This window comes from Flavobacterium quisquiliarum (assembly GCF_019308285.1).
Taxonomy (GTDB): Bacteria; Bacteroidota; Bacteroidia; order Flavobacteriales; family Flavobacteriaceae; genus Flavobacterium; species Flavobacterium quisquiliarum.
The window spans coordinates 86,986-113,575 of sequence record NZ_WWEM01000025.1 but is presented as its reverse complement, the minus strand read 5'-3'; the positions used below and the strand labels follow the sequence as shown (position 1 = coordinate 113,575).

Here is a 26,590-nt window from a genome sequence, read left to right as displayed (position 1 = left end):
AATGTTGGTGCATTTACCAAACAGAAGTTTTGAGTTCCTGCTGTTACCAATGTCGGTGTTCCAGGATCGTTTACAGTTACATCAACTGTCAATCTTGAAGCACTCTCACAACCTGTTGCAGGATCTGAGATTGCTGCGAAATACTGTCCTGTTGTCAATGCTGTAGTTGATGGAATCAATGTTCCACCTGTTAAAGCTGTATACCAGACAATATTGCTCTCGTTAGTCTGAATGCTTGCAAATGTTGGTGCATCTTCTAAACAGAAAGTTTGTGTTCCTGCTGTTACCAATGTTGGTGTTCCAGGATCATTTACAATTACATCTACTGTTAATCTTGAAGCGCTCTCACAGCCTGTTGTTGGATCTGAAATTGCTGCAAAATACTGTCCTGTTGTCAACACAGTTGTTGATGGAATCAATGTTCCTCCAGTTAAAGCTGTATACCAGACAATATTACTTTCGTTAGTTTGAATACTTGCAAATGTTGGTGCATTTACCAAACAGAAGTTCTGAGTTCCTGCTGTTACCAATGTCGGTGTGCCTGGATCATTCACATTAACTGTTACCTCTAGTTTTTCTGAACTTTCACAACCAGTACCTAAATCTCTTGATACTGCGTAATAAACACCACTCGTAAGTGCAGTTGTTACTGGAATTACTGTACCACCCGTTTCTGCAGTGTACCAGATAATATTTGCTCCATTAACTTGGATGCTTTCAAATGTTGGTGCATCTTCTGAACAGAAATTTTGAGTTCCAGGTGTCACTAAAGTTGGCGTATCTGGATCACTAATTATAATTACTGCATCTTGTAATGTTCCTGCAAGATTTTCACAAGTATTAGTGCTCGCAACAGCTACATAATAAGTAATCGGACTCATCGCTTTTGTTAATCCTGTTGCAGTTAATATACCAGCCGCATCTATTGCATAGGTTACATTATTTATTATAGCCCCATTTGTAATTGGCTGTGTTTTATTTGCATCCAAATACCATGTAAATACTGGAGCAGTCAACATTGGTGCAGTTGGTGTTAATAAAGCTGGCACACTATGACAGCTTACTAAATCATCTACTAAAATATCATTTGCAGTTGAAGAAGGCAAAATTGTAAACGTAATTTGTTTGCGATTTGCTTCTGTTGTTTCACAATATTGATCTGAACTCACCCCAACATAATAGGTATAAGTTCCAGGTGTTAATCCGTTTATGACTAATTGTGCTGTTGTTTCACCTGGAATTAACTGATGAGTTGTTCCATTTAAACTATACCAATGGTAAACTGGATTTGTTAAAACTGGTGTTCCACTTAAACCAGTTGCCAAAGTTACCGTACCTGAAGTCGAACAAATCGAAGTTGTTGTTCCACCATTTAAAGTAATGTCTGTTAAAGCATTTATTGGAGCTGAAGCTTTTACCTCAACAGTTACCTCTCCTCTAGCAAAAGTTTCACATCCGTAACGTACTGGCTGAACATAATATTTATAAATACCTGCAGTTAAATTTGCTGGTACAGTGTATTTAATACCAGTTGCTAAAGGATTACCTCCTGTTTCTGCATCATACCAAATGTAAGTTGAACAAGCTTCTTCTGGAATCTGAAGCGTTATATCCGTTCCTGGACAGACTGTAATTTTGTTCTGAGGATCTGCTCCTATAACAGTTGTATTAGCTGTTCTTTCTACTGTATGAACTCTTAAGAAATCTAATACTCCAGCAACCCCTCCTAAACGAATTCTTACTCTATCGTAAATTTCTGTTGGTGAAGATACTAGTACCATTGCTAAAGAATTTCCTGGTAGTAACTTTATACTTAATAATTGACTAGTATTTTGAATCGGAGCACCTACTGCCACATTTCCTAAATAGCGCTGAATTGTAAATCCTGTAAGCAGATTAACACTTAAAAGAGTTCCTGGTTTTGAAACCACAATTCTTAAAGTATCACTAAGAACCGAAGGCGTTTTAAATTGCACCGTTAAATCTGCTGCTGCCGCAACTCCAACTCCACTATACATTGTAGCAAAAGTTGTTACGTCATTATCAGCAACATTCCAAGCATCACTTACTCCTATCAAAGCAGTTGCCGCGCCCACAGGAAGATTTATATCTGTTGCACCATAAAAAATATCCTGAATATCTCCCGGTGTACAGGTTACTGATGCAACTGGTCTGTTATAATGTGCGTCAAATACTTTTGTATTTTGAGCAACACTTAAGACTGAAGCAGACTGAATACGAATACCATTATAATCCTGAGGCCCTGCAGCGTTTGAAGGTACAAAAGTAAATTCGTATGTATTATCACCGGATATCAAGTTTAATAATGAACCAGATACCGATTGCATAGCACCAATATCGGTACCATTTAAAGTTCCTATCACTGATAAATTCTGTCCTACAGCTAATAAACTATATTCTGAACCTAATTTTACAGTAACTGGAGTTCCTTTTGCGATAGTTGTTGGCCATGTTAAATTCTGCCAAGTAGTTCCTACTCCTAAAAGTCCTAAACCTGTAGTAATTGTTGAAAATGTTTGAGGATTACCATCAATAGCATTTCCTCCATTTGTAACTCCTCCAGTAATAATTGAACCTGCTGACTGTCCTGTTGCGTAAACTCTTTCTGCTAATGTTTGACAGCTTGTAAGATCGATTACATTGATTATTTTCGTTGCTGTCGCAGTACAAGTTCCATCACTGGCTACCGCCGTGTAAGTATATACTCCTGGAGTATTTAAAACGCCTGTTGTTCCGCTTGGCAAAAGATTTCCTTGCGGACCATACCAAGAAACAGTTCCAGTTGAAACAGCCATTAAAGTGACATTTGATCCAACATTTACTGATTCTTGCGGATTTGTTATCACCAAGCTTGGCAACGCATTAATTGTTACTGTTATTGATTGTCTAGCAGATGGACAAGTAGTTGTATTATTTTGAGCCTCTACTGAGTAAGTTCCACTTACAGTAATATTAGAAGCAGCATCTGCTGTTATAATATTATTTGAAGAATCGTAAAACGTATATATTGTACTTCCAGTAGAATCAAAATTCGTAATTCCATTTCTTAAATTGGCACTTCCACAAGCTACCAATGGAGCAGTAATTACCGTTAAAGGTGTAGTCGAAGGAAAATTAACCGTAACTTGTTTTAATGTGTTATTGAGATTTTCACAAGTGCCACCATTTAAAATAGAAATATAATAATTATAAGTTCCTGCCGTAAGTCCTGTAATTGTAAGTGCACCTGTTACTGGATCTTTTGTAAATGAAGCAGTTCCAATTGTACTTCCATCTACAATTTCTGTTACTTTATCTTGAGCTGTATAATATCTAAATTGAGCTCCTGCAATAGTTGTTGAAGGTGCTATAACTGCTCCTCCTGCACAAGTCGCTTCAATAGGAGTTGTAACCGCTATGTCGGCATCAGTAGGAATTGTTAACACCGTTACTGTCACTCCTTGGCGTAAACTATTATCACAGCCTAAACGTGTCCCTTGTAAATAGTAGGTTGTTGTAGCGGATAAAGTCGGCGTTGTTAAAACACCTCCAGGTGTCGGCGTTATTGCAGTTCCTCCTGTAGGAACACTATACCAAGTAAAAGTTTCCCCTCCTGTAGAAACTGGAGTTAAGGTAGCGCTCTGGCCAACACAAATTGGATTTGCTGCCCCTGTAACATTCGCATTTGGAAATCTATAAGAAGCCTGATAAACATAAAGATTAGTTAAAAGTGAAAGTCCTGCATTGAATCTAACTTCAATTCTATCAAACGGAGCTGTAGCTGTAAAACTAACTTTAAATTTATCTCCAGATAATAACTGAATACCTAATATGTTGTTATTAATTGCTACTCTATCATTATTATAGGTTGCTCCATTATTACTATATGTTGCTAGACTGATAAAAGATAAAGCATTAATATCTGCAATCCCACCTGGAATTTCAAGATCTACATCAATGATATCTCCCGCTTGTCCAGGATTAGCAAAAATTAATTGTTGTTGTAAATAACCTCCAAGTCCAACTGGCACAGAAAATTGGGAATATGTATTAATATCACCATCCACAGCTCGGTTTGGATTTTGAACATTACATCCTACACATAATGAAAGAGGGAACGTTGGATCTATAGACGTTGTTTCTGTTCCTGCTTGTAAGCATGTACTTGCATTCGCTATTACAGTAACATTAATTACACCTCTTACAGAATTAGCACAATCTGTTGCTGCATTTACAGCCTCAACATAATAAGTTTTATTTGCGGTTAATGCTGGGTTAGGAGTATAACTTGTTGCATTAAAAGCTATTGAGTTACCACCTGTCGGCACATCATACCAATTGTATCGAACACCAATTTCTGGGTTTTGTACCGCCAATGTAATTGTTTGTCCAGAATGAATAATTACATCCGATGAGGCAAAAGTTGGTGTTGCCGGTACTGGGCTAACAATTAAATTGACTGGAGTACGGGTTAATGATACACAATCTCCAATAGCGGCTTCTACGAAATAATCCGTATTTACTGCTAAAGCAGGTGTTGTAAATGAATTACCTGTAAACACTAAATTGCCACCTGTTGCCGCATCATACCAATTATATGTTGTTCCCGCAACCGGTACCTGAACAGTTAAAGTTGTTGATTGTCCGCTGCAAATTGTCGTTGGAGAAGCAGTAACTAAAGGATTTAAAGGAACATTCAATAAAACCTGAACTGGATTTCTCTCACTATTTACACAACCATTTCTTGTTACTTGAACATAATATGTAGTTGGAACCGTTAAAACTGGCGTAGTAAATGCTGCAGTAGAAGCCAATGAAGCTCCACCAGTCGCTGCACTGTACCAATTAACAGTTTCACCAACAGCTAAAGATGCTGTTAATGTAGTAGTTTGTCCGCTACAAACCGTTGTGTTTCCAGTTATTATTGGAGCTTTATATCTATATGTAGCCTGATAAATATTTACAGTAGTCAATACTGTTGCTAAACCCCCTAATCGAATTTCTACACGATCAAAGTTAGCACCAGCAACAACACTAGCTCTAAAACGATTACCTGATAATAATTGCAAAGTAATTAATGGATTATTAACTGCAACTCTGTCATTATTATATGTGGCTCCATTATAAGTAGCTAAACTTACAGCTCCTAATAATGATAAGTCTGCTAAACCACCCGGTAATTCTAAATCAACATCTACAATATCACCAGCTTTACCCGGATTTGCAAATTGTACTGTCTGTTGAATCCATCCATTGATTAATCCAACTGGTACAGATAATTGCGTCGCTGTTGCAGTATTTCCATCCACAGAATTATTTGGATTTGCAGAACTACATAATAAACATAAACCATTTTGAACTATGGCTTGACTGCCTGCTTCAAGACAACCTACTAAAGACGCTGGTTGAACTGTAACAATTACTGGAATTCTCGCTACACTTGGACAACTTCCATTTGGACTTTGCGCTTCAACATAGTAAGTTTTTGTAGCTGTTAAAATTGGAGTAATGAAAGTATTTGTATTGGTCGCAACTGGTGAACCTCCTGTAGCGCTTTCATACCAATTTAATTGTACCCCTGCCTCAGAAGTAGAAGCATTCAGCGTTGCATTCTGACCTGATTGAATTGTAACACTTTGAGTTAAAACTGTTGGATTTGCAGGAACAGCTGTAGAAATAACATTTGTTTGGATTCTATTACTGACACAACTTCCTATAGAAGCTTCTACAAAAAATGGAGTAGTTCCTAAAGGAACTGTTGGCGAATAAGTGGTACCTGTTGCTAAAGCAGTAGTTGATGTTGCTGAAGCGTACCATGAATAAGTAGTTCCTGGTACTGGATTTAAAACAGACAGAGTCGTTTGCTGCGTTGCTCCAGTAGAACAAACCGTAAGCCCAGTATTGCTAATTGCCGGTGCCACCGGATTGGAAACATTTAATACTACAGGAACCCTTTCGTTACTTTCGCAACCTGCTGCACGAGTAACACCTATATAATAAGTAGTATTCGCAGTTAAAGCAGAAGTGGTATAAGTATTCCCTGTCGCTAAAGCTGTTGTAGAAGTCGCAGAACTATACCAAGCTAATGAAGTACCTGCTGAAGGTACTGCAGTTAAAGTAGCTGTACTTCCAGAACAAACTGTTTGAGTTAAACCACCTGTTACAGTTGGTTTTGCAAACTCTAATCTGACATCGTAAATTCTAAATTCAGTAAGTGCCGTAACAGCACCTCCCAAATTAAACTGAATTTGATTGGCTGGACCTGTTAGTGTCAATCTAATGACCCCAATCGTATTACCTGGAAGTAACGATAAATTAAGTAACGGACTATTGACCGCCACACTCGAGCCTACATTGGCTCCATTGAGTTTTGCCTGCAAATTTGCCGTCGACAATAATGACAAACTAAGCAAACCTGAACCGCTGCCAATGTACATTACCACCTGATCACCAGCTTGTGCTGTCTGTCCAAAGGTCATAGTTTCTTCTACCGTACACAATACCCCTACAAGAGTATTCAAAGAGGTATAAGTAGTTAAACTAGGATCATTGTCATAAGCTGCCGTTGGGCTAGTCAAGGTAGCACCTACACATGCCAAACCACCAATACTATTAGTATTGGACACTGGTCGGCAAAAGGTTTGAGCAAAATTTTTATTACAAAGAAGTAATAAAAACAAAAGTCCTAATGATCTCTTATAGCGTATGAGATCAAAAAAAGTAAAGTTTTTTTTCATAATTTGGAAGATTAGAAAATGGACAATAAAACACCTCTTGCAGTAAGTGCAAGCACCTACGCAATTAAACAATCAATTAAAAATCAAACAGTTAAAACAAAAACTTAAAACCTTCTATAAGGTCTAAATTTAGTTTCATTAAAAAAATTATGTTGAATTAGGCATACCTAAATATGCCAGAGAACAAACCTTACCTCTCTGAGGTAAAAAAAGTTCTGTCATTTGCGAGAAAAATTGATTGTAGTCAATTTTCTCAGAGGAGTGATTTGTTGCAGGTCTAATTTTCATAATGAAAATTTTTAGTTGACGTAGAATTGGGGAAAATTCTCTTTTATATAGTTAGGTTCAATTTTTAAAGAAAGTTGATTAGTCTTTCTCAAAATCACTCAAGAATAAATCTTAAGATTTGAACTCGTTTATATCAGCACAAACAATTTTGCTGTTTTTCATAAATATGCCGAGCATAATTTATAAAAACCAGTAATTTGAAAAATAAAACTTTGGGTAATAAAACAGATTTAGAAATCGAAAAACGATTATATCCATCATTGAGATGAATTAAGCTTAATAGAATAAAAAATAAAGCTAAGATAAAATTGATAAATAAAGTAATTGTCAATTCCATACGCAGTTTTTTTAGGTTATAATTTGGTTTTGGAAAAAAGTACAAACAAAACTTTGTTTAACTTTTCTATATTAAAATTAAAAAAATCCAAAACAGAAAACAAGGATAAAATTCCTATAATTTTTCTCTTAAATCCAAAACCAAATTTTAACAAGCCTCGAAAACATCAGAAAAACCTACTATTTTAACAAAATTAAGCGGTAAAAATTTTCTTAAATAAAAGTTCAACAAAAAGTGTTAAATATTAAAAATAAAGTATATTCCTACATTAATTAAAATTTTATCGACAAAACTATCCGTAATTCAGACCAAATACATCAAAAAAAAGCACTTCCGAAATTAATATGCTAAAACTTTGAAAAATTAAAGGAAAACACGTAGAAATACCTAGAAGAAAATCAAAAGAAACTTAAACAAAAGTTAAAAAACAACAAAAAAGGCAAACAATTAATATTCAATTGTTTGCCTTTCAAAAAAAGAGATAAACCTAATTATGACTCAATAATAGTATTAATTTGATTAAACAACTGCCCATCGCTTAAAAAAGCACCTTGTTTTATCAATTCAAAAATCGAAATGTTACGCTCTTCAGTAAACACTTTTTTCCCTACTTTCATTTCAATATTATCCGTAAACATATTATCACTTAACCATTGAAGCCCCTCTTTAGTTAAAAAATCAGTTTCAGCAGAAAGAGATTTTAAAACGATTGATTGTATGTAGGTATCAAAACAGTGAAACAAAAAGATGTGATTCTTCGAAAAATGTTCCAAATACTCCGCTCTGGACAATACTCCTTCCCAAATTAAATCCGAGAATACATCCAGCTCCTGTTCTGCGACTTCTGGTCTATTTTCTTTAAGTTCTTCCCACTCTTTTCTATCAATTGCCTGTGTAGCCAAAAAACTTGCGAATTCAGCGTGTAATTCATCAAACTGTTCTTTTGTTAATCTTGCGTATTTCATCTATTCTAAGCATCATTTCTTAAATTATAAACCACAAGTAAAGTTTACGTTGATAATTTAAGTTTATTATTAAATTCATAAAACAAAAAAATCCCGATTTTCATCGGGATTCTTATATCGTAAATAAAAATATTATTTTTCAGCAACGATTTCGTATGGTAATTCAACGATTACATCTCTGTGTAAACGGATGCTTGCATTGTATTTTCCAGTACGTTTAACAATACCGCTAGTGATGAATTTTCTATCGATAGCATTTCCAGATTTCTCTAAAGCTTCAGCGATATCAATATTAGTGATAGAACCAAAAAGTTTCTCTCCACCAGCTTTTGCGCTAAGTTTAATTTCAAGAGCTTTTAATGTTTCGGCTAATGCTTTAGCATCAGCAACAATTTTAGCTTCTTTATGCGCTCTTTGTTTTAGGTTTTCAGCTAAAACTTTTTTAGCAGAAGGAGTTGCTAAAACTGCAAATCCTTGAGGAATTAAAAAGTTACGACCGTAACCAGGTTTTACAGATACTACATCATCTTTAAATCCTAAGTTTTGTACGTCTTGTTTTAAAATAAGTTCCATGTTGTTGTCCTTATATTTTAGAAGTTAGGTTCTATTATTAGAAACCAGCGACTAGAGTTTTTAATTATTTTAATAAATCGGCCACGTATGGCATTAAAGCTAAGTGACGAGCTCTTTTTACAGCTACAGAAACTTTTCTTTGGTATTTTAATGAAGTTCCAGTTAAACGACGAGGAAGAATTTTCCCTTGCTCATTTACGAATTTCAATAAGAAATCAGCATCTTTATAATCGATGTATTTGATTCCAGATTTTTTGAAACGGCAATACTTTTTAGTTTTGTTAGTTTCAATGTTTAAAGGCGTTAAATATCTGATATCTCCGTCTTTTTTTCCTTTTGCAGATTGCTCAATTGTAGACATAATAATTACGCTTTAGTAGATTTTAATTTAGCTCTTCTTCTTTCCGCCCATGAAATAGCGTGCTTGTCTAAACTTACAGTTAAGAAACGCATAACTCTTTCGTCACGTCTGAATTCAGTTTCAAAAGCTACAAGAACTTCTCCAGCTACTTTGAATTCGAATAAATGGTAAAAACCACTTTTTTTGTTTTGGATTTCGTAAGCCATTTTTTTAAGACCCCAATCCTCTTTCGATACCATTTCAGCTCCTCTACTAGTAAGAAATTCTTCAAATTTCGTTACTGTTTCCTTCACCTGAACCTCAGATAAAACGGGATTTAAAATGAAAACAGTTTCATAATGATTCATAAATACAATATTTATTTGTTAAAATTGGGTGCAAAAGTAATCATTAAATTTAAATAAACAACACTTTTTTTCTTTTATTCGTCATAATGCAAAAAATATGCGTTCATTTTAGTTTTTTTTCCAAAAAAAACAATACATTTACTACTGCTATCCTGAATTTATTTTAAATTGACATGTTATGAAACTAAATTGTGTTGTTGTAGATGATAGTTCTATACAGAGGACAATTATTGCCAAATTGGTTAATAATCACCCAGGCTTGCATTTAATTGGTGACTTTTCGAATGCAATTGAAGCAAAAAGTTGTATCTCCCTGAATAATATTGACCTAATTTTCCTTGATATAGAAATGCCTGTTATCAATGGTTTTGATTTCCTTGACGGATTAAAATCAAAACCACAAATTATATTTATTACTTCTAAAGCAGAATACGCTTTAAAAGCTTTTGATTACGATGCTACTGATTACCTGCAGAAACCAATTGCTGTTGACCGTTTTAATGCTTCGGTTAAAAGAGCAATCGACATGCACTTACTTAAAAAAGATGTCAAAGAAGAAGAAGGTGAACATATCTTCATCAAAAGTAATTTAAAAAAGCTTAAGATCTTCACTTCAAAAATAAAATGGATTGAGGCTTTTGGTGATTATGTGAGAGTAGTAACAGAAGATGACAGCAACCTGGTTCTTTCTACAATGAAATCTTTTGAAAATGATTTATCAAAAGACAAATTCATTCGTGTTCACAAATCTTACATTATTAATATAGATAAGGTAGAGCGTTTTAATAGTAAATTCGCTGAAATTGGTATTACAAAAATACCTTTAAGCCGTAACAAAAAAGAAGACTTAGTAAAAGCACTTTCTACTCCTTCTTAATTACGACTAATAAAAATCGACATTCACAACAACTTTTATAGCTCTGTATTGAGCCACAGCTTCAAAACTATTCAGCATTTTCTGAATAGTTTTTTTTGTATTCCCTAAATGCTGATTGTGTGGAATCTTAATTAAGATAGTTCTGATATACTCATTTCGTATTCTGCTTATCGCAGGCTCTTCTGGTCCCAAAACAGGAATTCCTAGATTCTGACTTAAAACCTGATACAGCCACATTGCCCCTTCTTTAAGTTTATCGTAATCACGATGTTTCAAAGTCAGTTTTATAATTCTGAAATAAGGAGGATATTTGTAGATCTGTCGATCATATAACTGCTCCTTATACATACCTATATAATTATGGTTCGTGACTTGCTGAATTGTATTATGATTTGGATTATAAGTCTGAATCACTACTTTTCCTTGTTTTTCAGATCTTCCTGCTCTTCCTGCAACTTGTGTCATCATTTGGAAACTACGCTCAAAAGCTCTGAAATCCGGATGATGAAGCATATTGTCTGCATTCATAATTCCAACCAGACTCACATTATCAAAATCCAAACCTTTGGCCAGCATCTGCGTTCCAACCAAAATATCAATCTCTCTATTTTTAAAGGTATCGATAATTTTCTCAAATCCAAATTTACCACGAGTGGTATCCTGATCCATTCTTCCAATTTTTGCTTTTGGAAAAATGGAAGACAACTCCTGTTCTATTTGTTCTGTTCCAAAACCTTTAGTCGTCAAATCAATACTCGAACAGCTATGACAATGGGTTGGTTTTGCAATCGAATAGCCACAATAATGACATCTTAGCTGATTTTTATTCTTGTGATAAGTTAAACTCACATCGCACTGCTGACAATGCGGTACATGTCCACAAGTCATACATTCTATTACAGGAGAATATCCTCTTCTGTTTTGAAACAAAATTACCTGCTCTCCCAACGATAAAGCCTCAGCAATTTCTTCGGTCAAAACATCACTAAAATGACCAGTCATTCTTTTTCTAAAATACTTGTCTTTTAAATCGACTAAAATAATTTCAGGAAGGCGGACATTTTTATAACGTTCTGAAAGGGTAACCAAACCATATTTATCACTCTTTGTATTAAAATAGGTTTCGATACTTGGAGTTGCAGAACCTAATAATACTTTGGCATTATGAAAATTAGCCAAAACTATTGCAGAATCTCTCGCATGATACCTTGGCGCAGGATCGGTCTGTTTAAAGGTTTGTTCATGTTCTTCATCAATAACCAACAATCCTAAATCATTAAAAGGCAAAAACAAAGCCGACCTTGCTCCTATTACAATCTGAGCCTTTGGGGAATTTTCGAGTGTCTGTTTCCAAACCTCAACTCTTTCGTTATTGCTGTATTTGGAATGAAAAACAGCCACTTTATCTCCAAAATGCAGACGTAATCTCGAAACCAATTGCGTTGTAAGAGCAATTTCCGGAAGCAGATATAAAACTTGTTTTCCTGTTTCTAAATATTCTTCAATTAACTTAATGTAGATTTCTGTTTTTCCGCTCGAAGTAACACCATGCAACAGACAAACTTCTTTCTCTGATAAACTTTCTTTAATTTCCAGAAAAGCTTTCTCTTGCGCCTCACTTAATTGAAGTTCTTTTTCTGATTTTTCTCCATTAAATGAAACACGATCCTGTTGCAAATAATATTCTTCAAAGATTTCCTTTTCTATTAAAGCTTTTACAACAGTAGAAGTTGATCCGGAAACTTCAGTCAATTTCTTAACAGTAATTGGTTTCTTTTCTGAAGCACTAAGCTGAAAATAAGCCAAAACAATCTCTCTTTGTTTATTGGCATTTTTTAAAGTTTCAAGTAATTCTGCCAGTCCATTATCCAATTCGTATTTAGAATGTAATTTCACATATCGAACCAACTTAGGCTTATAGCTTTCTTTGATTTCTTCTTCCAGAAAAATAATATCTCTTGCTATTAATTTCTGCAGAACCGGAAGTATATTTTTCTTATTTAAAATAGAAGCAATTTCATGAACTGTAAGCGAGCTTTGATGCTGGAGTGCTTCATAAATCAGGAATTCATCATCTGAAAGTTCAGAATCATTTACCAAAACATCTGGTTTATGCGAAACGACTGTTTCACTTTCCAACAACAATCCGCTAGGAAAAGCACCTCGATACACATCACCAATACCACACATATAATAATTCGCCACCCAAAGCCAGTGTTTTATCTGAGTTTCGGTTGCGATTGGTTTTTCGTCTAAAATCTGATGAATTTCTTTGGCTTCATATAGTGTTGGCGCATTTTCATGCACATCTAATACAAGTGCCGTATAAATTTTGCTTTTACCAAAAGGCACTGCCACGCGCATTCCTTTTTTAATAAAATGGAATTCGGCCTCAGAAACACGGTAAGTGAACGTTTTTGCTAAAGAAAGCGGTAAAATAACTTCGATAAAAAACATGTAGAAATTTTATAAGATTTTGAATAATCAAAGTTATTCTGAAAGCATTTGTTCAACCTCTTTTTTAAGAACGGGAACTTGTTTTATAACAATACCCCAAATTACGGCATCAGATACAGAATCGTATCCATGAATAATTCTATTTCTTACGTCAACAATTTTACGGGAATCGGTTATTTGAATTTCATCATTTACTTTCAATATCCTGTTCATCGCTTCCCCGATAATTTCAATATTTCTTTCTACAGCACGTTTGGTACGTAGGTCTGCTTCATAATCCTGAAATTGCATTGATCCTGAAAAATAACTTTCAATTTCTTCTATAGAACTCAGAATATCAAACAACCATGTTTTAATATCATTATCCATAAATTAATTGCTTTTGCTTATTCAGATTTTCTTTAAAGTAAGGATTCTTAATAGCTTTTTCTTCTAATAAATCAATCGGTCTTTTGAAAATTTCTTCTAATGAAAATTTAAAATCAAAATAATTATCTGCGTAGTCTAAAACATCTAAGGTTTTAAAATCAACTACCAAATCAACATCACTTTTATCATTAAAATCTTCCCTCAGAACCGAACCAAAAGCATACAACGCTTTTACTTTGTGTATTTTACAAAGCTTAGAAATATCTAATATGTGATTTTCTAAAAAGTTCATTTTTTTTCAATCTTTTACTGGACTCAAATATAAGCAAATTAAGCTATTTGTCCAATATCCTTATTATTCACAACTATTTGTCTGAAGATTTTTTAGCCAGATACTCATTAACCAATTTGCCAGTATGGTTTAGAGATTCAATATTCTTCCAATCATCATGTCCAGGAATAATAAACTTTGGATTTTTAAATTTAGTTTTTATATTACTAATAGATTTCTTCCATTCTTTTACATCAGAATCACCTAAATAACCTAAATCCTGCGCATCGGCACTTTTTACAAAACAGCCTCCATAAAGTACTTTTTCTTTATCAAACCAAACCACAATATTGTCTGGAGCGTGACCTTTTCCTGGATAATAAACTTCAAATTTATGCTGACCAACTGTAAATGTTGTGTCATTCGGAATTATAAATTTTGCTCTTGGCTCTTTGCTTTTTTTCAGAATATCGTCGGTCAGTTTTATTGAATACGTTTTGATTCCTTTTTTCTTGTAGAAATCAAATCCTCCTGCACGATCTTCATGAGAATGCGTTGCAAAAAGCATAACAACATCTTTATTATGTTTTGCTTTGATAGAATCCAGTAACGGCTGAAACTGTGTTTTATCCCAAGGCGCGTCAAAAAGCACAACGCCTTTATCTGTTACCAAATATAAAGCATTGGCAGAAATCTTGTTTCCTTTATAATCATTAAAAGTCCTATAAACATAAAAGTCACCTGTAAGATGACTTATTTGTAATGGCGAATTCTTAGATTGTCCAAAGCTGTTTGAAACTGCGACTAAGAATAAAATTATCGAAGCTAATTTTCGCATTTATTGTTTCTGATTAATTTTTAACTCGTGTCCAGTACTGTGTTCTTCCCATCAAAGAAATTCCCACATAACCGCGAAGTTTTAATTTATCTGCAGATTCTAGTGAGATATAACATTTGTATTTTTTACCGCTTGTCGGGTCTAAAATTGTTCCTCCATTATATTCTGAACCATCTTTTTTAAGTCCGTTTATAATCACCATTCCTAAAATCGGTTTATTCTTTTCAGCACCATCACACTTTACACAAACATCTTTTTTATGGTTCTCCCGAAGTATATCTACAATCTTCCCGTATATTTTTCCTGATTTTTCGTAAATTTCTACAACCGATTTAGCTTCTCCTGTTTCATCATCAATAGTTTTCCATTTTCCAATTACACCTTGGCTTTGCATGGTCAGCGCAAAGAAGAACACTCCGATAGTTAGCATCAAATTTTTCATATTATTTTTCTTTTTTTTGTTTTAATTTTCTGATAGAAGCGTTCAATTCGAACCCTAAAAGCAGAATCATACAGTTTATCCAAATATAAAACATTAGAATTAATAATGTCCCAATTGAACCATAAAGTTCGTTGTATTTTGAAAATTTTATAACCCAAATCCCAAAAAAGAACGAAGATATAACAATTAATATGGTTGTAAAAACAGAACCGATGCTTATAAAAGATACTTTATTGTACTGTTTTGTACCATAACGTAATAATATTGAAGATGTTATCAAAATCATCAGAATAACGAATAAATATCGTCCTAAAATAATCAGCGGAATACGATCGCTCAACACATCCTGAATAATTGTTTTTTGGATAAAGACCTCAAATACTACAATCGTTGCTACAGTTACAAACAATATAACGGTCATAACAAGTGAAATAGCTAAAGCGACCAAATATTGCCTAAAAAAACCTCTTTTATCAAAAACGTGTTTAGAAGATTCAAAACCGCTTAAGATTCCGTTAATACCATTTGCCATCAAAAAAATAGAAAGCAAAAAACCTGATGATAATAAGCCAGAGTGACTATTATTTAATATATCGCTGATGATTTTACTAATAGCATCGTAAGTATTCGGAGGAACACTCTGCTGGACAAACTGCAGAAAATCTTCCTGAAAATTATCAATCGGAATAAATGGGATTAAGTTCAGAATAAATAGCGCAAAAGGAAATAAAGCCATAAAAAAGCTAAAAGAAACCGCACTGGCATGATAAGAAAATGCCCCTTCAAGAATACCTAAAGTGTACATTTCAAGCAGATCATACAGCGAAAAACCTTCTAGCCAAGGTAGTTTTATTCTTTTTAAAAGTCGGGCCAGATTCCGTATTACAGGCAATTTCTCAATCCGAGCTTCTATCTCTTGCGACATATTTTTTTGATTTTAGATTGTTGAGTTTAGATTTTAGATTACCAAAAACTAACTCATAACTTATAACTCAAAACTCATAACTTCCCTAAAAAGCTTTCAAACTCAAATCCATGTTGTAAACAGAATGCGTTAAAGCTCCTGACGAAATATAATTTACACCGCACAAAGCATATTCGCGGATGGTTTTTTCGTTGATATTTCCAGAAGATTCTGTCTGACATTTGGATCCAATCAGTTTTACGGCTTCTTTGGTGTCTTCGTAATTAAAGTTGTCAATTAAAATTCTGTGCACGCCTTCACTTTGTAAAATCTCTCTAATTTCATCCAAATTACGAGCTTCTACAATAATCTTTAAATCGAGATTATTTGCCTTTAAGTATTCTTTTGTTTTAGCAATAGCACGAGTAATGCCACCAGCAAAATCAATATGATTGTCTTTTAACATTACCATATCATACAAGGCAAAACGGTGATTTTCTCCTCCACCAATTTTTACTGCCCATTTTTCCGCTACTCTAAAATTGGGTGTTGTTTTTCGAGTGTCCAGAATTTTAGCTCCGGTTCCTTCTAAAAGCTGTGCATATTGATTCGTTTTAGTAGCAATTGCCGACATTCTCTGCATCGTATTTAAAACTACTCTTTCGGCTTTTAAAATAGATTGCGAACTTCCTGAAACTTCAAAAACTACTTCTCCGTATTCTACATGGGTTCCGTCTTCGATATACGTTTTTACCTTCAGCTTAGGATCTACGTATTCAAATATCATTTTAGCAAGTTCAACACCAGCAATAATTCCCTGATCTTTTACTAATAATTTTGCCTGACCATGAGCAGTATCAGGAATACAGGCCAGTGAACTGTAATCTCCTGTACCAACATCTTCTCTAATGGCATTGCTTATCAAAAGCTGTAACTCTGATTGAAACTGAACTTTACTTATCATTTTCTTGTTTTTAATAATACGCTAAATTAGAACTTATTTTATGGAATTAAAAGTTTACTTTGTCCGAAAAATTACTTAAAACATTAAACATCTCTTTTTTAACCATTAAGATATTAAGGAAAATAAAGTTACAATTCTTAACAAAACTTAATCTCTTAATAAGCGATCAATTAAATATCTTTGAAGTTTATTCAAACAAAAATCATGGGATTAATTAAAGATATTTATTCGGTTTCTTTTTACGAAAATTTTAGTCAGGCTGTCGCTGAAGTCTATCCGGCTTTCAATAAACAAAAATTTATTGAAGCTATTTTTGATGGAAATTTCGCCCAAAAAGAATGGAAAGAAAGAATGAAACATACTACTGTTGTTTTTCATCAGTTTATGCCTCAAAATTTTCCTGAAGCCGTTGCTTTAATTGACAAAATCATAAATAATCTAAGAAAAAACAACTTTGCAGATAGCAATCTCGCTTTTATTTTCTTTGCCGATTATATTGAAATGTACGGTTTAGACGATTTTGAAACTTCCAAAAAAGCCTTTGTTTCTGTAACACAGTTTATCAGTTGTGAATTTGCCGTTCGCCCTTTCATCTTAAAATACAAAGAACAAATGATTGACGAAATGATCAAATGGTCATTACACGAAAATCATCATGTGCGTCGTTTGGCTAGCGAAGGTTCACGTCCGAGATTGCCTTGGGCAATGGCGATTCCGTTTTTGAAGAAAGATCCTTCTTCTATTCTTCTAATTTTAGAAAATCTAAAAAACGATCCTTCCGAATATGTCAGAAGAAGTGTAGCCAATAATTTGAATGATATTGCTAAAGATAATCCGCAGATTGTATTAGAAATTGCTTGTAAATGGAAAGGCCATAGCAAAGAAACTGACGGAATCATCAAACACGGATCTAGAACTTTATTAAAACAAGGACATCCTGAAATCCTGAGCCATTATGGTTTAGAAAGCAGTAATATTGAACTTTCGTCTTTCGAAATTAAAACACCGACGGTAAAAATTGGCGATTATCTTCAGTTTCAATTTCATTTAAACAATAAAAACGAAGAACCAAAAACAGTTCGTTTAGAATATGCTGTTCATTATAAAAAAGCAAAAGGGCATCTGGCTAAAAAAGTCTTTAAAATCAGCGAAAAGATGTATCATCCGAATCAATTGATTAAGATTGAAAGAAATCAGTCTTTTAAGTTAATTACAACAAGAGTTTTTTATACTGGAATTCATCAATTATCGATTATAATTAACGGAACAGAAAGTGAAGTTTTAGAATTTGAACTCACTAATTAACTTAACCCAAAACTTATGTGGCATCTGAGAAAATTAATGATTAAACTTAGCTTTATATTATACTTAATTCTTTCTGTTTTTATTTTCATCTCTCAAACTAAAAACGAAGAGACTTTAATTGTTTATTATTCAGCCATAAGCTGTCCTTGTGCACAATGGAAGATAGAGAATAGAAACAATAAAAAGAACATTTATCTCGAGAGAGTCAATGACAAATTATTGGATGCTGATCAAATTTGGGACGGAAGAACTTTGCCCTTAAAATTAAAAGTGAAAGGGCATTTTAAAAAGAAACTTGGAATTCCAAAAGGTTTTTCAACAAAAGGAAATCCAGAGCCTGCAAAAGTATTTTTATATACACAAATCGAAATAGTCAAATAACAAAACAACATTAAAATACTGACTACAAAATACATATACATTAAAATCCTTAAATCTTGTATTTAAAACTAATACATACTCAACGATTTTCCTTATTTTTATAAATACAAAAAACAAGCTTTCTTAATCTAAATTAAGTTACAGATTTCTATCACAACTGTAATTTTGTTTTCAAATCAAATAATACCACATGTCAAATATCAGTTTAATTATCGAAGAACGCGCTGCCAATATTGGCAACTTTATGGTAGGTCGTTTATTGCCTTTCCGTGAAAAAAGAGCTGTCGGGCCATTTGTATTTATCGACCATATGGGACCTGCACATTTAAGTGATCATGAAAATATGGATGTTCCGCCACATCCGCATATTGGACTTTCTACCCTAACCTTTTTATTTGAAGGAAGTATTATGCATCGCGACAGTTTAGGAACCGAATTGGAAATAAAACCAGGCGCTGTAAACTGGATGACAGCCGGAAAAGGAATCGTTCACTCTGAGAGAACTCCTGAATATTTAAGACATTCAGACAAAATGCTTCACGGATTACAGATCTGGGTGGCACTTCCAAAAGAATTAGAGCAAATGGAGCCTAATTTTACACATGTTGAAGCAGATAATATTCCGGCTTGGGAAGAAGATGGTGTTTCGTACAAATTAATTGCCGGTGAAGCTTTTGGCAAAAAATCTCCAGTTCCAGTTTATAGTCCATTGTATTTTATTGAAATCAAAAGTAAAGAAGCTAAGAAAATCAATATTGGAAACCATTTATTTGGTGAAAGCGGTTTGTACATTTTAGAAGGAAGCATTAAAAACGGCGAACATACATACGATCCAAGACAAATTTTAATTACAACTGAAGCTTCTCTTTGCGAATTTGAAATTGCCGAAAATTCTACAGTTTACATTTTTGGAGGAGAACCTTTTCCGGAAGAACATTTTATCTTTTGGAACTTTGTTTCATCAGACAAAAACCTCATCGAAAAGGCAAAAAAAGACTGGACAGAACAAACTTTCCCAAAAGTTCCTGGCGAAACTGAATTTGTTCCATTGCCTCAACCAAGAATTAAATAAATATGGATACTGTAAAAGCAACAATCGATACTAGAAAATATCGCACCGAAATAACGTCAAAAACTGGCAACATTCTTATTTCGGACGAACCTCAGGAAATAGGCGGAAAAAACCTAGGTTTTAGTCCATTTGAGCTTCTGGCTTCCTCTCTCGCTTCCTGTACTTTAATTACTTTACGAATGTATATTGACAGAAAAGCCTGGGACGTATCTGAACTTAGTATTTGGGTAGATTTTGAAAAAAATGAAGAACATACCGTCTCCTTATTTTCAACAAAAATTCTAATTACAGGAAATGTAGACGATTCTCAAAAGCAACGTATTTTGAAAATTGCTAATAGTTGTCCTGTTCATAAAACACTTATAAACACAATTAAAATAGAAACTTCACTAGTATAAACAATCATGGAAATTCAACAAATAAACGATATAAGAAAAGGCTATTTTGAAGCTGTAGAAGACGGAAAAGAAGCTGGAAAAATGACCTACACCTGGGCTGGAGATTCTAAATTCATCATTGACCATACTGAAGTTAGTCCAGAATTCAATGGTAAAGGCGTTGGAAAAAAATTAGTGATGGCAGCTGTAGAATATGCCAGAAATAACAATCTGAAAATTATTCCCCTTTGTCCTTTTGCGAAAAGTGTTTTTGATAAGGTTGAGGAAATTCGTGATGTACTTTTTTCTTAAAGATGCTAAGATGCTGAGATACTAAGGTTCTAAGTTTTTTTAAACCGCAAAGAACGCAAAGAATCACGCAAAGTTCGCAAAGTTTTTTAGACAAAGCTTTGCGAACTTTTACGCTTCTATTAAATCTAGCATAGAATAAAACCTTAGCGAACTTTTGCGGTAAAAAATCAACACAACGAAATTCGGTTTTCAAATTTTCGCAGAAAGTCGTATATTTGCATGTAATTTAATCTTAGAGTATGACAAGAATAATTACAATTTTCTGTATTTTAATAGCACAACTTGGCTTTTCTCAATCAGCTGCCAGTCATTTAGAAAAAATCAGAAATAATGAAGCGCTCTTAACCGCTTTCTTCCAACAAATGCCAAAAGGAGGCGATTTACACCATCATTTTTCAGGATCCGTTTATGCTGAACCTCTTTTAGAAAGAGCCATTGCAGAAGACTTTTATTTGAATTTAGAAACTATGGCAGTTTCTAAAACCAAACCCGAGAATGGAAACTGGGAAAACTTTTCATCACTTACCAAAAAAGGAAAATTAGGGTATTACGAACAGCAGATTATGCAAACCTGGTCGGTTAAAGACTATAATGGTTCTGTCCCTTCTGACGATCAGTTTTTTGATTCTTTTCAAAAATTCGAACCTACTATCAAAGGTCATTTTGCAGAAGGAATGCTGGAATTAAAAAAACGTGCCATTTCCGAAAATGTCCTTTATATCGAAACACAATTATCTACGATTCCGTGTGATATGAATGTTTCTGACTTAACCGATTTCAACACCAAATTACGTCAAGTTGCAACTCAGAAAGATGAAAAAGCGGTTCTAAAACTTTTGGATGAATTGTATAAATCACTTCAGAAAAAAGACGCTAAAAAATATGCTGAAGATTTCAATACCAATTTCATAGCAAAACTGCACAAAGATTTAAAAATGGATGACGAAAACTTCACAATGCGTTACCAAAACTTTGTCCTTCGTTTTATGGAACCTGTAGATTTATTCAAAAATCTCGTGATTGCTTTTATTTCGTCAAGCGAAAGTAAATTGACAGCTGGTGTAAATATCGTTTCGCCGGAACACGGACAAACTTCTATGAAAGATTACTGGCTTCACATGGTGATGTTTAAATATTGCCACTCTAAATTTCCAGACGTAAAATATACGCTTCACGCAGGCGAATTGACTCTAGGTTTAGTACAGCCAGAAGAATTAACCTGGCATATTAACGATGCGATTTATGTAGCAGGCGCAAACAGAATTGGTCACGGAGTTGATATCGCTTACGAAGCTAATTCGTACGATTTATTGAAATACATGTCTCAAAAAAACATTCCGATTGAAATCAATTTAGCAAGCAACGAATTTATTTTGAAAGTAAAAGAAAACAGACATCCTTTCACACTTTACAAAGAATTCAATGTGCCAATTGTTATCAGTACAGACGATGCGGGAATTCTAAGAAGCAATATGACGGAACAATATGTTTTGCTGGCAAAAAGATATCCTGATGTGAATTATGAAACGATAAAAAAATACGTTTACAACAGCATCAACTACAGTTTTATTCAGGACGAATCAGTTAAAAAACAATTGATTAAAGATTTAGACAATCGTTTTAAAACTTTTGAAGCGAAGTTTTCTAAAAACTAAAATGTTCAATCTATGCGAAAGTTTCACGCAGATTTTAAACAGATTTAAGCTGCTAATTGCAGATTATTTTTAACCAAAATATAAAAATAAAATCTGCTGAATCTGCTAAATCTGCGAGAGTATAATTTTCTCCCGCAGATTTAGCAGATCAAGCAGATAAAATAATTTACTATGATTTTAGAAGGTGCATTTCTTTATGTAAAACCAGAATTAGCCAATCAATTTGAAGCTGATTTTGCAAAAGCAAGTCAATACATTTCATCAATCGATGGTTATTTAGGGCATCGTTTGGAAAAGTGTCTTGAAGTCGAAAACAAATATCTTTTATTGGTAGATTGGAACACGCTTGAAGATCATACAGTAGGTTTTAGAACCTCTGAAGCGTATTTAGAATGGAAAAAGATCTTACATCATTATTACGAACCTTTTCCTATTGTAGAACATTTCGAAACCGTTTTTGAGAATAAAAAATAGTTTTTTTAGCCACAGATATCACAGATTAAAAGGATTTTTTATTTAAATCTAATCTGTGTTTATTGATCAAATCTGTAGCAAAAAATATTTTTAAATTAATTCGTGAATTCGTGGCTAAAAAAATAACCAATGAACATCAAACTCATCGCCATAGGCAAAACAGATAATAAATCGCTTCAGACTTTGATCGACGATTATACCAAACGTTTGTCCTTTTATGTCAAATTTGATTTGGAGATTATTCCCGACATCAAAAACGTAAAAAATTTATCTGAAAGTCAGCAAAAGGAAAAAGAAGGCGAATTAATATTATCCAAGCTTTCGCCGACCGATCAATTAATTTTATTGGATGAAAACGGAAAAACATTCTCAAGCGTTGGTTTCTCAGAAGAATTGCAAAAGAAAATGAATTCTGGCGTTAAAACTTTGGTTTATGTAATTGGCGGGCCTTATGGATTTTCTGAAACCGTTTATAAAAAAGCACAGGGAAAAGTTTCGCTTTCGCTAATGACGTTTTCGCATCAAATGGTTCGATTGTTTTTTATCGAACAATTGTACCGAGGATTTACGATTTTACGAAACGAACCTTATCATCATCAGTAGAAAATAGTGTTCAGTCTCTCCCGATAGCTATCGGGATTAGTGTTCTGTTTTAAAAAATGTACTCTACTGGAAGTTTATCGAGATTGTAAGTCACTTCTTTTTGCAATAAAATCTTGTATTGGAGATATTCTTCATAGCTCATATTTTTATCAAACAAAAAGACTAAATCTGGAACTTTTTCAAATTTTATACTGTAAAATTGCTTTAATATTTCTGCTATTTTTATTTCTTGATTTCCCATAAAAACCTGTTGTTTTCCTTTTTTAAAGTAAACAATAAAACTTCCTTTGGCAGGTCTTTCCATTTTATAAAACACTTTCGTGAAAGGTAGAAAAGCTAAATTCTTCCCTATAGAATCTGCATAAGAATAATAGTTCTCAGATTCTTCATTTTGATGCATCTTTTCAGTTCGCTTTTTATCCTGCATTTTCATTACCTCTGGAATCACTAATTTCAAAGGAAGACGTTTGTCTATATTCAGAATCCAATTGGTCGAAATGATCGCGCTTTTTCGGTTTAAGTCAGCAATGGTGTCTTTTCCTTCTGTTTTAAAAAAGATATAAATAGGCGAATGATCTTGTACATCTTTTACAATTGTAACATTTGATTTTGGCAACAATACATCTTCTTTTTTTCCGCAGGAGAAAAGAAGAAAAGCGATAACTAAAGTGAAGTATTTCATCATATTTATTTTTTTTCCAAAGAATTAACACAACGTTTGTCATTCCGAGGAACGAGGAATCACACTCGAAACTCGACAAAGATTGGCGACATTCTGTGAGGAAACACTAGTGTGATTCCTCGTTCCTCGGAATGACAAAACGATTGCTTAAATATTATTATAAACTCATTTTATTAAACAAAGTAACACATTCCACCGCTTCTTTCACATCATGCACACGAAGAATTTTTGCACCTTTAGTCAAAGCAATTGTATTTAAAAATGTTGTTCCGTTTAAAGCTTCCTGCGGTGTAATATCAAGTGTCTTATAAATCATCGATTTTCTTGAAATTCCTGCTAAAACTGGCAATTCTAATAAATTAAAAAGTTCCATTTGTTTCATCACTTCATAATTTTGATCGGTTGTTTTGGCAAAACCAAAACCTGGATCGATAATCAAATCGTTGATTCCTAAAGCTCTTGCTTCTTGCACTTTTTCAGAAAAATAAAAAAGCATTTCTTTTATAATATCCTCATATTGCGTCAAACCCTGCATGGTCTGCGGATTACCGCGCATGTGCATCATAATGTATGGAACGTTGTATTTGGCAATTACTTCAAACATTTTATCGTCCAGTTCTCCGGCAGCAATATCATTTATCATTGCCGCACCGCTTTCTATACTTGCTTTGGCAACTTCAGCCCTAAAAGTATCAATGGATAATAATGCTTCTGGAAAATGCTTTAAAATCAATTCTATTGCGGGAACAATTCGGTCGATTTCTTCTTGTTCTGAAACAAATTCAGCGCTTGGCTTGCTTGAATACGCTCCAATATCGATAAATGTAGCTCCTTCAGAAAGCATTTTATCAACTTGTGAAATAATCTCGTCTTCATTTTTATATTTTCCTCCGTCAAAGAAAGAATTTGGCGTTACGTTTAGAATTCCCATTACTTTCGGAATCGTTAAGTATATAAGTTCGCCTTTACAATTAATAAACATTTGGTTTCAAGTTTTATTTGTTTAAAGTTTCAAGTTCATGCAGATTACGCAAGTTTGGGAACTTGAAACCTGAAACCTGAAACATTTTTTCAGTTTCAAGTTCTCAGCGTTAACAATTTGTTTAGAAAAAACTTGAAACAAAGAAAACCTGAAACTTGAAACTCTTAAAAAATTATCCTTATTTTTGAAGAAATTTTAGCAAATATACAGCATATAAATGAAGAATACTTCCGAAGAGTTTGATAATGTTATCGCGGTTTGCCGTACGTTGTTTATCAATAAAATGACAGATTATGGCAGTGCATGGAGAATTTTGAGATTACCATCGCTTACTGATCAGATTTTTATAAAAGCACAAAGAATTAGAAGTTTACAGGAAAATGAAGTCCGTAAAGTAGATGAAGACGAAAAAGGAGAATTTATCGGAATCATCAATTATTCTATTATGGCTTTGATTCAGTTAGATTTAGGTGTCGTAGATCAACCTGATTTGGACGTTGAAAAAGCAACTGAATTATATGATGCTAAAGTAAAACTGACTAAAGATTTGATGGAAGCCAAAAATCACGATTATGGAGAAGCGTGGCGCGACATGCGTGTAAGCTCTTTAACCGATTTGATTTTGCAGAAGTTGCTTCGAGTAAAACAAATTGAAGACAACAAAGGAAAAACAATAGTTTCTGAAGGAATTGATGCAAACTACCAAGACATGATTAATTACTCTGTTTTTGCTTTAATTTTAAATCCAATAAACAAATAAAATCCAAAATTTTAAATTCCAAAATCCAAGTAAGATTGGAATTTGGGATTTTTTTATTGAATTTTTAAATTTAAATATTTGCCATGAAAAACTTTATTACCCAATTCTCCCGATTATTTGTCGGTGTTTTATTTATCATTTCTGGATTAATCAAACTAAATGACCCTGTTGGTTTCTCTTATAAATTAGCAGAATATTTTAGCGAACCAGTTTTCAATATGCCATTTTTAGAGCCATTGGCTTTAGGATTAGCTATCTTTTTAGTAATTCTGGAAGTAGTATTAGGTGTAATGCTTTTAGTGGGTTACAAATCAAAATTAACGATTTGGGCTTTATTGCTTTTAATTATTTTCTTTACATTCCTTACCTTCTACTCTGCTTATTTTGATGTGGTAAAAGATTGTGGTTGTTTTGGAGATGCCTTACATTTAACACCTTGGCAGTCTTTCACAAAAGATGTTGTTTTACTTTTCTTTATCTTGATTTTATTCATCAACAAAAAATTGGTAAAACCTTTATTTTCAAAAATGATTACCAATATCGTGGTATTGATCAGCATTATTCTATGTGTATTTATGGCGGTTTGGGTTTTAAATCACAATCCGATAAAAGATTTCCGTCCTTATAAAGTGGGAACCAACATTGAAAAAGGAATGGAAATTCCAGAAGGTGCACCAAAATCGGTTGTAGAAATGATTTTCATCTACAAAGTAAATGGTGTTGAAAAGGAATTTACGGAGAAAGATTTAATGAATATCCCAGAAGGAGCAACGTTTGTTGACCGAAAAGATAAAGTGATTTCTGAAGGTTATGTACCGCCAATTCACGATTTCACCATGACTAAAGATGATTCTGATTACAAAGATGAATTACTTAAAGAGCCAAAACTATTAATTTTTGTTACTTACGATTTGAATTTATCCAATCCAGAAGGAATGAAAAAATTAGCAAAAGTAAGTGCTGATGCAAAAGCTAAAGGATATAAAGTGATTGGAATGACTGCTTCTGGAGCAGATGAAATAGCAAAAGCTAAAAAACAATATAACTTGGATACTGAATTCTATTTCTGCGATGGAACAGCTTTAAAAACCGTTGAAAGAGCAAATCCAAGTATTGTGGTAGTTCAAAACGGAACTATTGTTCAAAAAGTACATTACAACGATGTTGATGATTTGAAGTTGTAGGATTTTCAATATACTAAATTTAAAAAGCGCCAATTCAATTAGAATTTGGCGCTTTTTTCATTCAAAATACAAC

The 26,590-nt window shown here is 33.5% G+C and carries 25 protein-coding genes; 11 read left to right on the top strand and 14 right to left on the bottom strand.

Features of this window, described 5'->3' with window-relative positions:
* From GSY47_RS11870 to rpsF, 5 genes are all read right to left on the bottom strand, one after another.
* Positions 1 to 6,737: Ig-like domain-containing protein (locus GSY47_RS11870; RefSeq protein WP_455429032.1), on the bottom strand; the 6,737-nt coding region annotated here is incomplete at its 3' end.
* Between the two features lie 1,116 nt (positions 6,738 to 7,853).
* Positions 7,854 to 8,327, bottom strand: coding sequence for a DUF6495 family protein (locus GSY47_RS11865; protein ID WP_179003347.1), 474 nt, complete (start codon positions 8,325 to 8,327; stop codon positions 7,854 to 7,856).
* 132 nt (positions 8,328 to 8,459) lie between these two features.
* Positions 8,460 to 8,900, bottom strand: a complete 441-nt coding sequence (gene rplI / locus GSY47_RS11860; RefSeq protein ID WP_179003346.1) for a 50S ribosomal protein L9 — start codon at positions 8,898 to 8,900, stop codon at positions 8,460 to 8,462.
* A 64-nt stretch (positions 8,901 to 8,964) separates the two neighbouring features.
* Positions 8,965 to 9,261 (bottom strand): 30S ribosomal protein S18, encoded by a 297-nt coding sequence (gene rpsR / locus GSY47_RS11855; protein ID WP_002987043.1) that lies wholly within the window; start codon positions 9,259 to 9,261, stop codon positions 8,965 to 8,967.
* Positions 9,262 to 9,266: 5 nt separating this feature from the next.
* A complete protein-coding gene (gene rpsF / locus GSY47_RS11850; protein WP_026729424.1) occupies positions 9,267 to 9,608 on the bottom strand; it encodes a 30S ribosomal protein S6 in 342 nt (113 codons plus the stop codon).
* Positions 9,609 to 9,786: 178 nt separating this feature from the next.
* Between rpsF and GSY47_RS11845 the strand changes: the two genes are divergently transcribed.
* Positions 9,787 to 10,485 carry a LytR/AlgR family response regulator transcription factor gene (locus tag GSY47_RS11845; protein ID WP_091497027.1) on the top strand — a complete coding sequence of 233 codons (699 nt, stop codon included), beginning with the start codon at positions 9,787 to 9,789 and terminating at the stop codon, positions 10,483 to 10,485.
* A gap of 6 nt (positions 10,486 to 10,491) precedes the next feature.
* Here GSY47_RS11845 and priA read toward each other — a convergent pair whose 3' ends face one another.
* From priA to nadC, 7 genes are all read right to left on the bottom strand, one after another.
* The gene (gene priA / locus GSY47_RS11840; RefSeq protein WP_179003345.1) at positions 10,492 to 12,942 is read right to left on the bottom strand and encodes a replication restart helicase PriA; all 2,451 of its coding nucleotides are present in this window, start codon (positions 12,940 to 12,942) and stop codon (positions 10,492 to 10,494) included.
* A 33-nt stretch (positions 12,943 to 12,975) separates the two neighbouring features.
* Positions 12,976 to 13,311 carry a HepT-like ribonuclease domain-containing protein gene (locus GSY47_RS11835; protein WP_179003344.1) on the bottom strand — a complete coding sequence of 112 codons (336 nt, stop codon included), beginning with the start codon at positions 13,309 to 13,311 and terminating at the stop codon, positions 12,976 to 12,978.
* On the bottom strand, positions 13,304 to 13,603 hold the full coding sequence (locus tag GSY47_RS11830) for a nucleotidyltransferase family protein (protein WP_179003343.1): 300 nt from the start codon (positions 13,601 to 13,603) through the stop codon (positions 13,304 to 13,306). Before GSY47_RS11830 ends, GSY47_RS11835 begins: the two co-directional genes overlap by 8 nt.
* Before the next feature lie 73 nt (positions 13,604 to 13,676).
* Complete coding sequence (gene bla-B1-FLAV, locus GSY47_RS11825; RefSeq protein ID WP_179003342.1) at positions 13,677 to 14,420, bottom strand: subclass B1 metallo-beta-lactamase; 744 nt, start codon at positions 14,418 to 14,420, stop codon at positions 13,677 to 13,679.
* A 13-nt stretch (positions 14,421 to 14,433) separates the two neighbouring features.
* Positions 14,434 to 14,862, bottom strand: coding sequence for a DUF2147 domain-containing protein (locus tag GSY47_RS11820; protein ID WP_179003341.1), 429 nt, complete (start codon positions 14,860 to 14,862; stop codon positions 14,434 to 14,436).
* A 1-nt stretch (position 14,863) separates the two neighbouring features.
* Complete coding sequence (locus GSY47_RS11815) at positions 14,864 to 15,787, bottom strand: YihY/virulence factor BrkB family protein (protein ID WP_179003340.1); 924 nt, start codon at positions 15,785 to 15,787, stop codon at positions 14,864 to 14,866.
* Between the two features lie 85 nt (positions 15,788 to 15,872).
* Complete coding sequence (gene nadC / locus GSY47_RS11810) at positions 15,873 to 16,730, bottom strand: carboxylating nicotinate-nucleotide diphosphorylase (protein ID WP_109192846.1); 858 nt, start codon at positions 16,728 to 16,730, stop codon at positions 15,873 to 15,875.
* Positions 16,731 to 16,934: 204 nt separating this feature from the next.
* On the opposite strand from nadC, the gene GSY47_RS11805 reads away from it, so the two are divergent.
* From GSY47_RS11805 to rlmH, 8 genes are all read left to right on the top strand, one after another.
* On the top strand, positions 16,935 to 18,035 hold the full coding sequence (locus GSY47_RS11805; RefSeq protein WP_179003339.1) for a DNA alkylation repair protein: 1,101 nt from the start codon (positions 16,935 to 16,937) through the stop codon (positions 18,033 to 18,035).
* 36 nt (positions 18,036 to 18,071) lie between these two features.
* On the top strand, positions 18,072 to 18,416 hold the full coding sequence (locus GSY47_RS11800) for a hypothetical protein (protein ID WP_179003338.1): 345 nt from the start codon (positions 18,072 to 18,074) through the stop codon (positions 18,414 to 18,416).
* Positions 18,417 to 18,606: 190 nt separating this feature from the next.
* Positions 18,607 to 19,488, top strand: coding sequence for a pirin family protein (locus tag GSY47_RS11795; RefSeq protein ID WP_179003337.1), 882 nt, complete (start codon positions 18,607 to 18,609; stop codon positions 19,486 to 19,488).
* Positions 19,489 to 19,490: 2 nt separating this feature from the next.
* Positions 19,491 to 19,886: an OsmC family protein gene (locus GSY47_RS11790; RefSeq protein WP_179003336.1), complete on the top strand. Its 396-nt coding sequence runs from the start codon at positions 19,491 to 19,493 to the stop codon at positions 19,884 to 19,886.
* A gap of 6 nt (positions 19,887 to 19,892) precedes the next feature.
* Positions 19,893 to 20,177, top strand: coding sequence for a GNAT family N-acetyltransferase (locus GSY47_RS11785; protein ID WP_179003335.1), 285 nt, complete (start codon positions 19,893 to 19,895; stop codon positions 20,175 to 20,177).
* 239 nt (positions 20,178 to 20,416) lie between these two features.
* Positions 20,417 to 21,832, top strand: coding sequence for an amidohydrolase family protein (locus GSY47_RS11780; RefSeq protein WP_179003334.1), 1,416 nt, complete (start codon positions 20,417 to 20,419; stop codon positions 21,830 to 21,832).
* A 171-nt stretch (positions 21,833 to 22,003) separates the two neighbouring features.
* On the top strand, positions 22,004 to 22,306 hold the full coding sequence (locus tag GSY47_RS11775; protein ID WP_179003333.1) for an antibiotic biosynthesis monooxygenase family protein: 303 nt from the start codon (positions 22,004 to 22,006) through the stop codon (positions 22,304 to 22,306).
* 129 nt (positions 22,307 to 22,435) lie between these two features.
* Positions 22,436 to 22,909: a 23S rRNA (pseudouridine(1915)-N(3))-methyltransferase RlmH gene (rlmH, locus tag GSY47_RS11770; protein ID WP_179003332.1), complete on the top strand. Its 474-nt coding sequence runs from the start codon at positions 22,436 to 22,438 to the stop codon at positions 22,907 to 22,909.
* Positions 22,910 to 22,958: 49 nt separating this feature from the next.
* Here the strand turns inward: rlmH and GSY47_RS11765 are convergent, their stop codons facing one another.
* Positions 22,959 to 23,594 (bottom strand): hypothetical protein, encoded by a 636-nt coding sequence (locus GSY47_RS11765; RefSeq protein WP_246611322.1) that lies wholly within the window; start codon positions 23,592 to 23,594, stop codon positions 22,959 to 22,961.
* Between the two features lie 154 nt (positions 23,595 to 23,748).
* Complete coding sequence (gene folP, locus GSY47_RS11760) at positions 23,749 to 24,573, bottom strand: dihydropteroate synthase (protein WP_179003331.1); 825 nt, start codon at positions 24,571 to 24,573, stop codon at positions 23,749 to 23,751.
* Between the two features lie 217 nt (positions 24,574 to 24,790).
* Between folP and GSY47_RS11755 the strand changes: the two genes are divergently transcribed.
* Positions 24,791 to 25,333 carry a DUF1599 domain-containing protein gene (locus GSY47_RS11755; protein ID WP_179003330.1) on the top strand — a complete coding sequence of 181 codons (543 nt, stop codon included), beginning with the start codon at positions 24,791 to 24,793 and terminating at the stop codon, positions 25,331 to 25,333.
* Positions 25,334 to 25,416: 83 nt separating this feature from the next.
* Positions 25,417 to 26,517 (top strand): BT_3928 family protein, encoded by a 1,101-nt coding sequence (locus tag GSY47_RS11750; RefSeq protein WP_179003329.1) that lies wholly within the window; start codon positions 25,417 to 25,419, stop codon positions 26,515 to 26,517.
* Positions 26,518 to 26,590: the final 73 nt, after the last annotated feature.

Excerpts from the sequence above, each read along its gene's own strand:
- rplI (WP_179003346.1), bottom strand. The coding sequence starts at position 8,900 with ATGGAACTTATTTTAAAACAAGACGTACAAAACTTAGGATTTAAAGAT.
- GSY47_RS11750 (WP_179003329.1), top strand. The coding sequence starts at position 25,417 with ATGAAAAACTTTATTACCCAATTCTCCCGATTATTTGTCGGTGTTTTA.
- GSY47_RS11845 (WP_091497027.1), top strand. The coding sequence starts at position 9,787 with ATGAAACTAAATTGTGTTGTTGTAGATGATAGTTCTATACAGAGGACA.
- GSY47_RS11755 (WP_179003330.1), top strand. The coding sequence starts at position 24,791 with ATGAAGAATACTTCCGAAGAGTTTGATAATGTTATCGCGGTTTGCCGT.
- GSY47_RS11835 (WP_179003344.1), bottom strand. The coding sequence starts at position 13,311 with ATGGATAATGATATTAAAACATGGTTGTTTGATATTCTGAGTTCTATA.
- GSY47_RS11815 (WP_179003340.1), bottom strand. The coding sequence starts at position 15,787 with ATGTCGCAAGAGATAGAAGCTCGGATTGAGAAATTGCCTGTAATACGG.
- GSY47_RS11785 (WP_179003335.1), top strand. The coding sequence starts at position 19,893 with ATGGAAATTCAACAAATAAACGATATAAGAAAAGGCTATTTTGAAGCT.
- nadC (WP_109192846.1), bottom strand. The coding sequence starts at position 16,730 with ATGATAAGTAAAGTTCAGTTTCAATCAGAGTTACAGCTTTTGATAAGC.
- GSY47_RS11780 (WP_179003334.1), top strand. The coding sequence starts at position 20,417 with ATGACAAGAATAATTACAATTTTCTGTATTTTAATAGCACAACTTGGC.
- GSY47_RS11830 (WP_179003343.1), bottom strand. The coding sequence starts at position 13,603 with ATGAACTTTTTAGAAAATCACATATTAGATATTTCTAAGCTTTGTAAA.
- GSY47_RS11790 (WP_179003336.1), top strand. The coding sequence starts at position 19,491 with ATGGATACTGTAAAAGCAACAATCGATACTAGAAAATATCGCACCGAA.
- GSY47_RS11765 (WP_246611322.1), bottom strand. The coding sequence starts at position 23,594 with ATGATGAAATACTTCACTTTAGTTATCGCTTTTCTTCTTTTCTCCTGC.
- bla-B1-FLAV (WP_179003342.1), bottom strand. The coding sequence starts at position 14,420 with ATGCGAAAATTAGCTTCGATAATTTTATTCTTAGTCGCAGTTTCAAAC.
- GSY47_RS11805 (WP_179003339.1), top strand. The coding sequence starts at position 16,935 with ATGGGATTAATTAAAGATATTTATTCGGTTTCTTTTTACGAAAATTTT.
- GSY47_RS11800 (WP_179003338.1), top strand. The coding sequence starts at position 18,072 with ATGATTAAACTTAGCTTTATATTATACTTAATTCTTTCTGTTTTTATT.
- GSY47_RS11865 (WP_179003347.1), bottom strand. The coding sequence starts at position 8,327 with ATGAAATACGCAAGATTAACAAAAGAACAGTTTGATGAATTACACGCT.
- GSY47_RS11795 (WP_179003337.1), top strand. The coding sequence starts at position 18,607 with ATGTCAAATATCAGTTTAATTATCGAAGAACGCGCTGCCAATATTGGC.
- priA (WP_179003345.1), bottom strand. The coding sequence starts at position 12,942 with ATGTTTTTTATCGAAGTTATTTTACCGCTTTCTTTAGCAAAAACGTTC.
- folP (WP_179003331.1), bottom strand. The coding sequence starts at position 24,573 with ATGTTTATTAATTGTAAAGGCGAACTTATATACTTAACGATTCCGAAA.
- rpsF (WP_026729424.1), bottom strand. The coding sequence starts at position 9,608 with ATGAATCATTATGAAACTGTTTTCATTTTAAATCCCGTTTTATCTGAG.
- GSY47_RS11820 (WP_179003341.1), bottom strand. The coding sequence starts at position 14,862 with ATGAAAAATTTGATGCTAACTATCGGAGTGTTCTTCTTTGCGCTGACC.
- GSY47_RS11775 (WP_179003333.1), top strand. The coding sequence starts at position 22,004 with ATGATTTTAGAAGGTGCATTTCTTTATGTAAAACCAGAATTAGCCAAT.
- rlmH (WP_179003332.1), top strand. The coding sequence starts at position 22,436 with ATGAACATCAAACTCATCGCCATAGGCAAAACAGATAATAAATCGCTT.
- rpsR (WP_002987043.1), bottom strand. The coding sequence starts at position 9,261 with ATGTCTACAATTGAGCAATCTGCAAAAGGAAAAAAAGACGGAGATATC.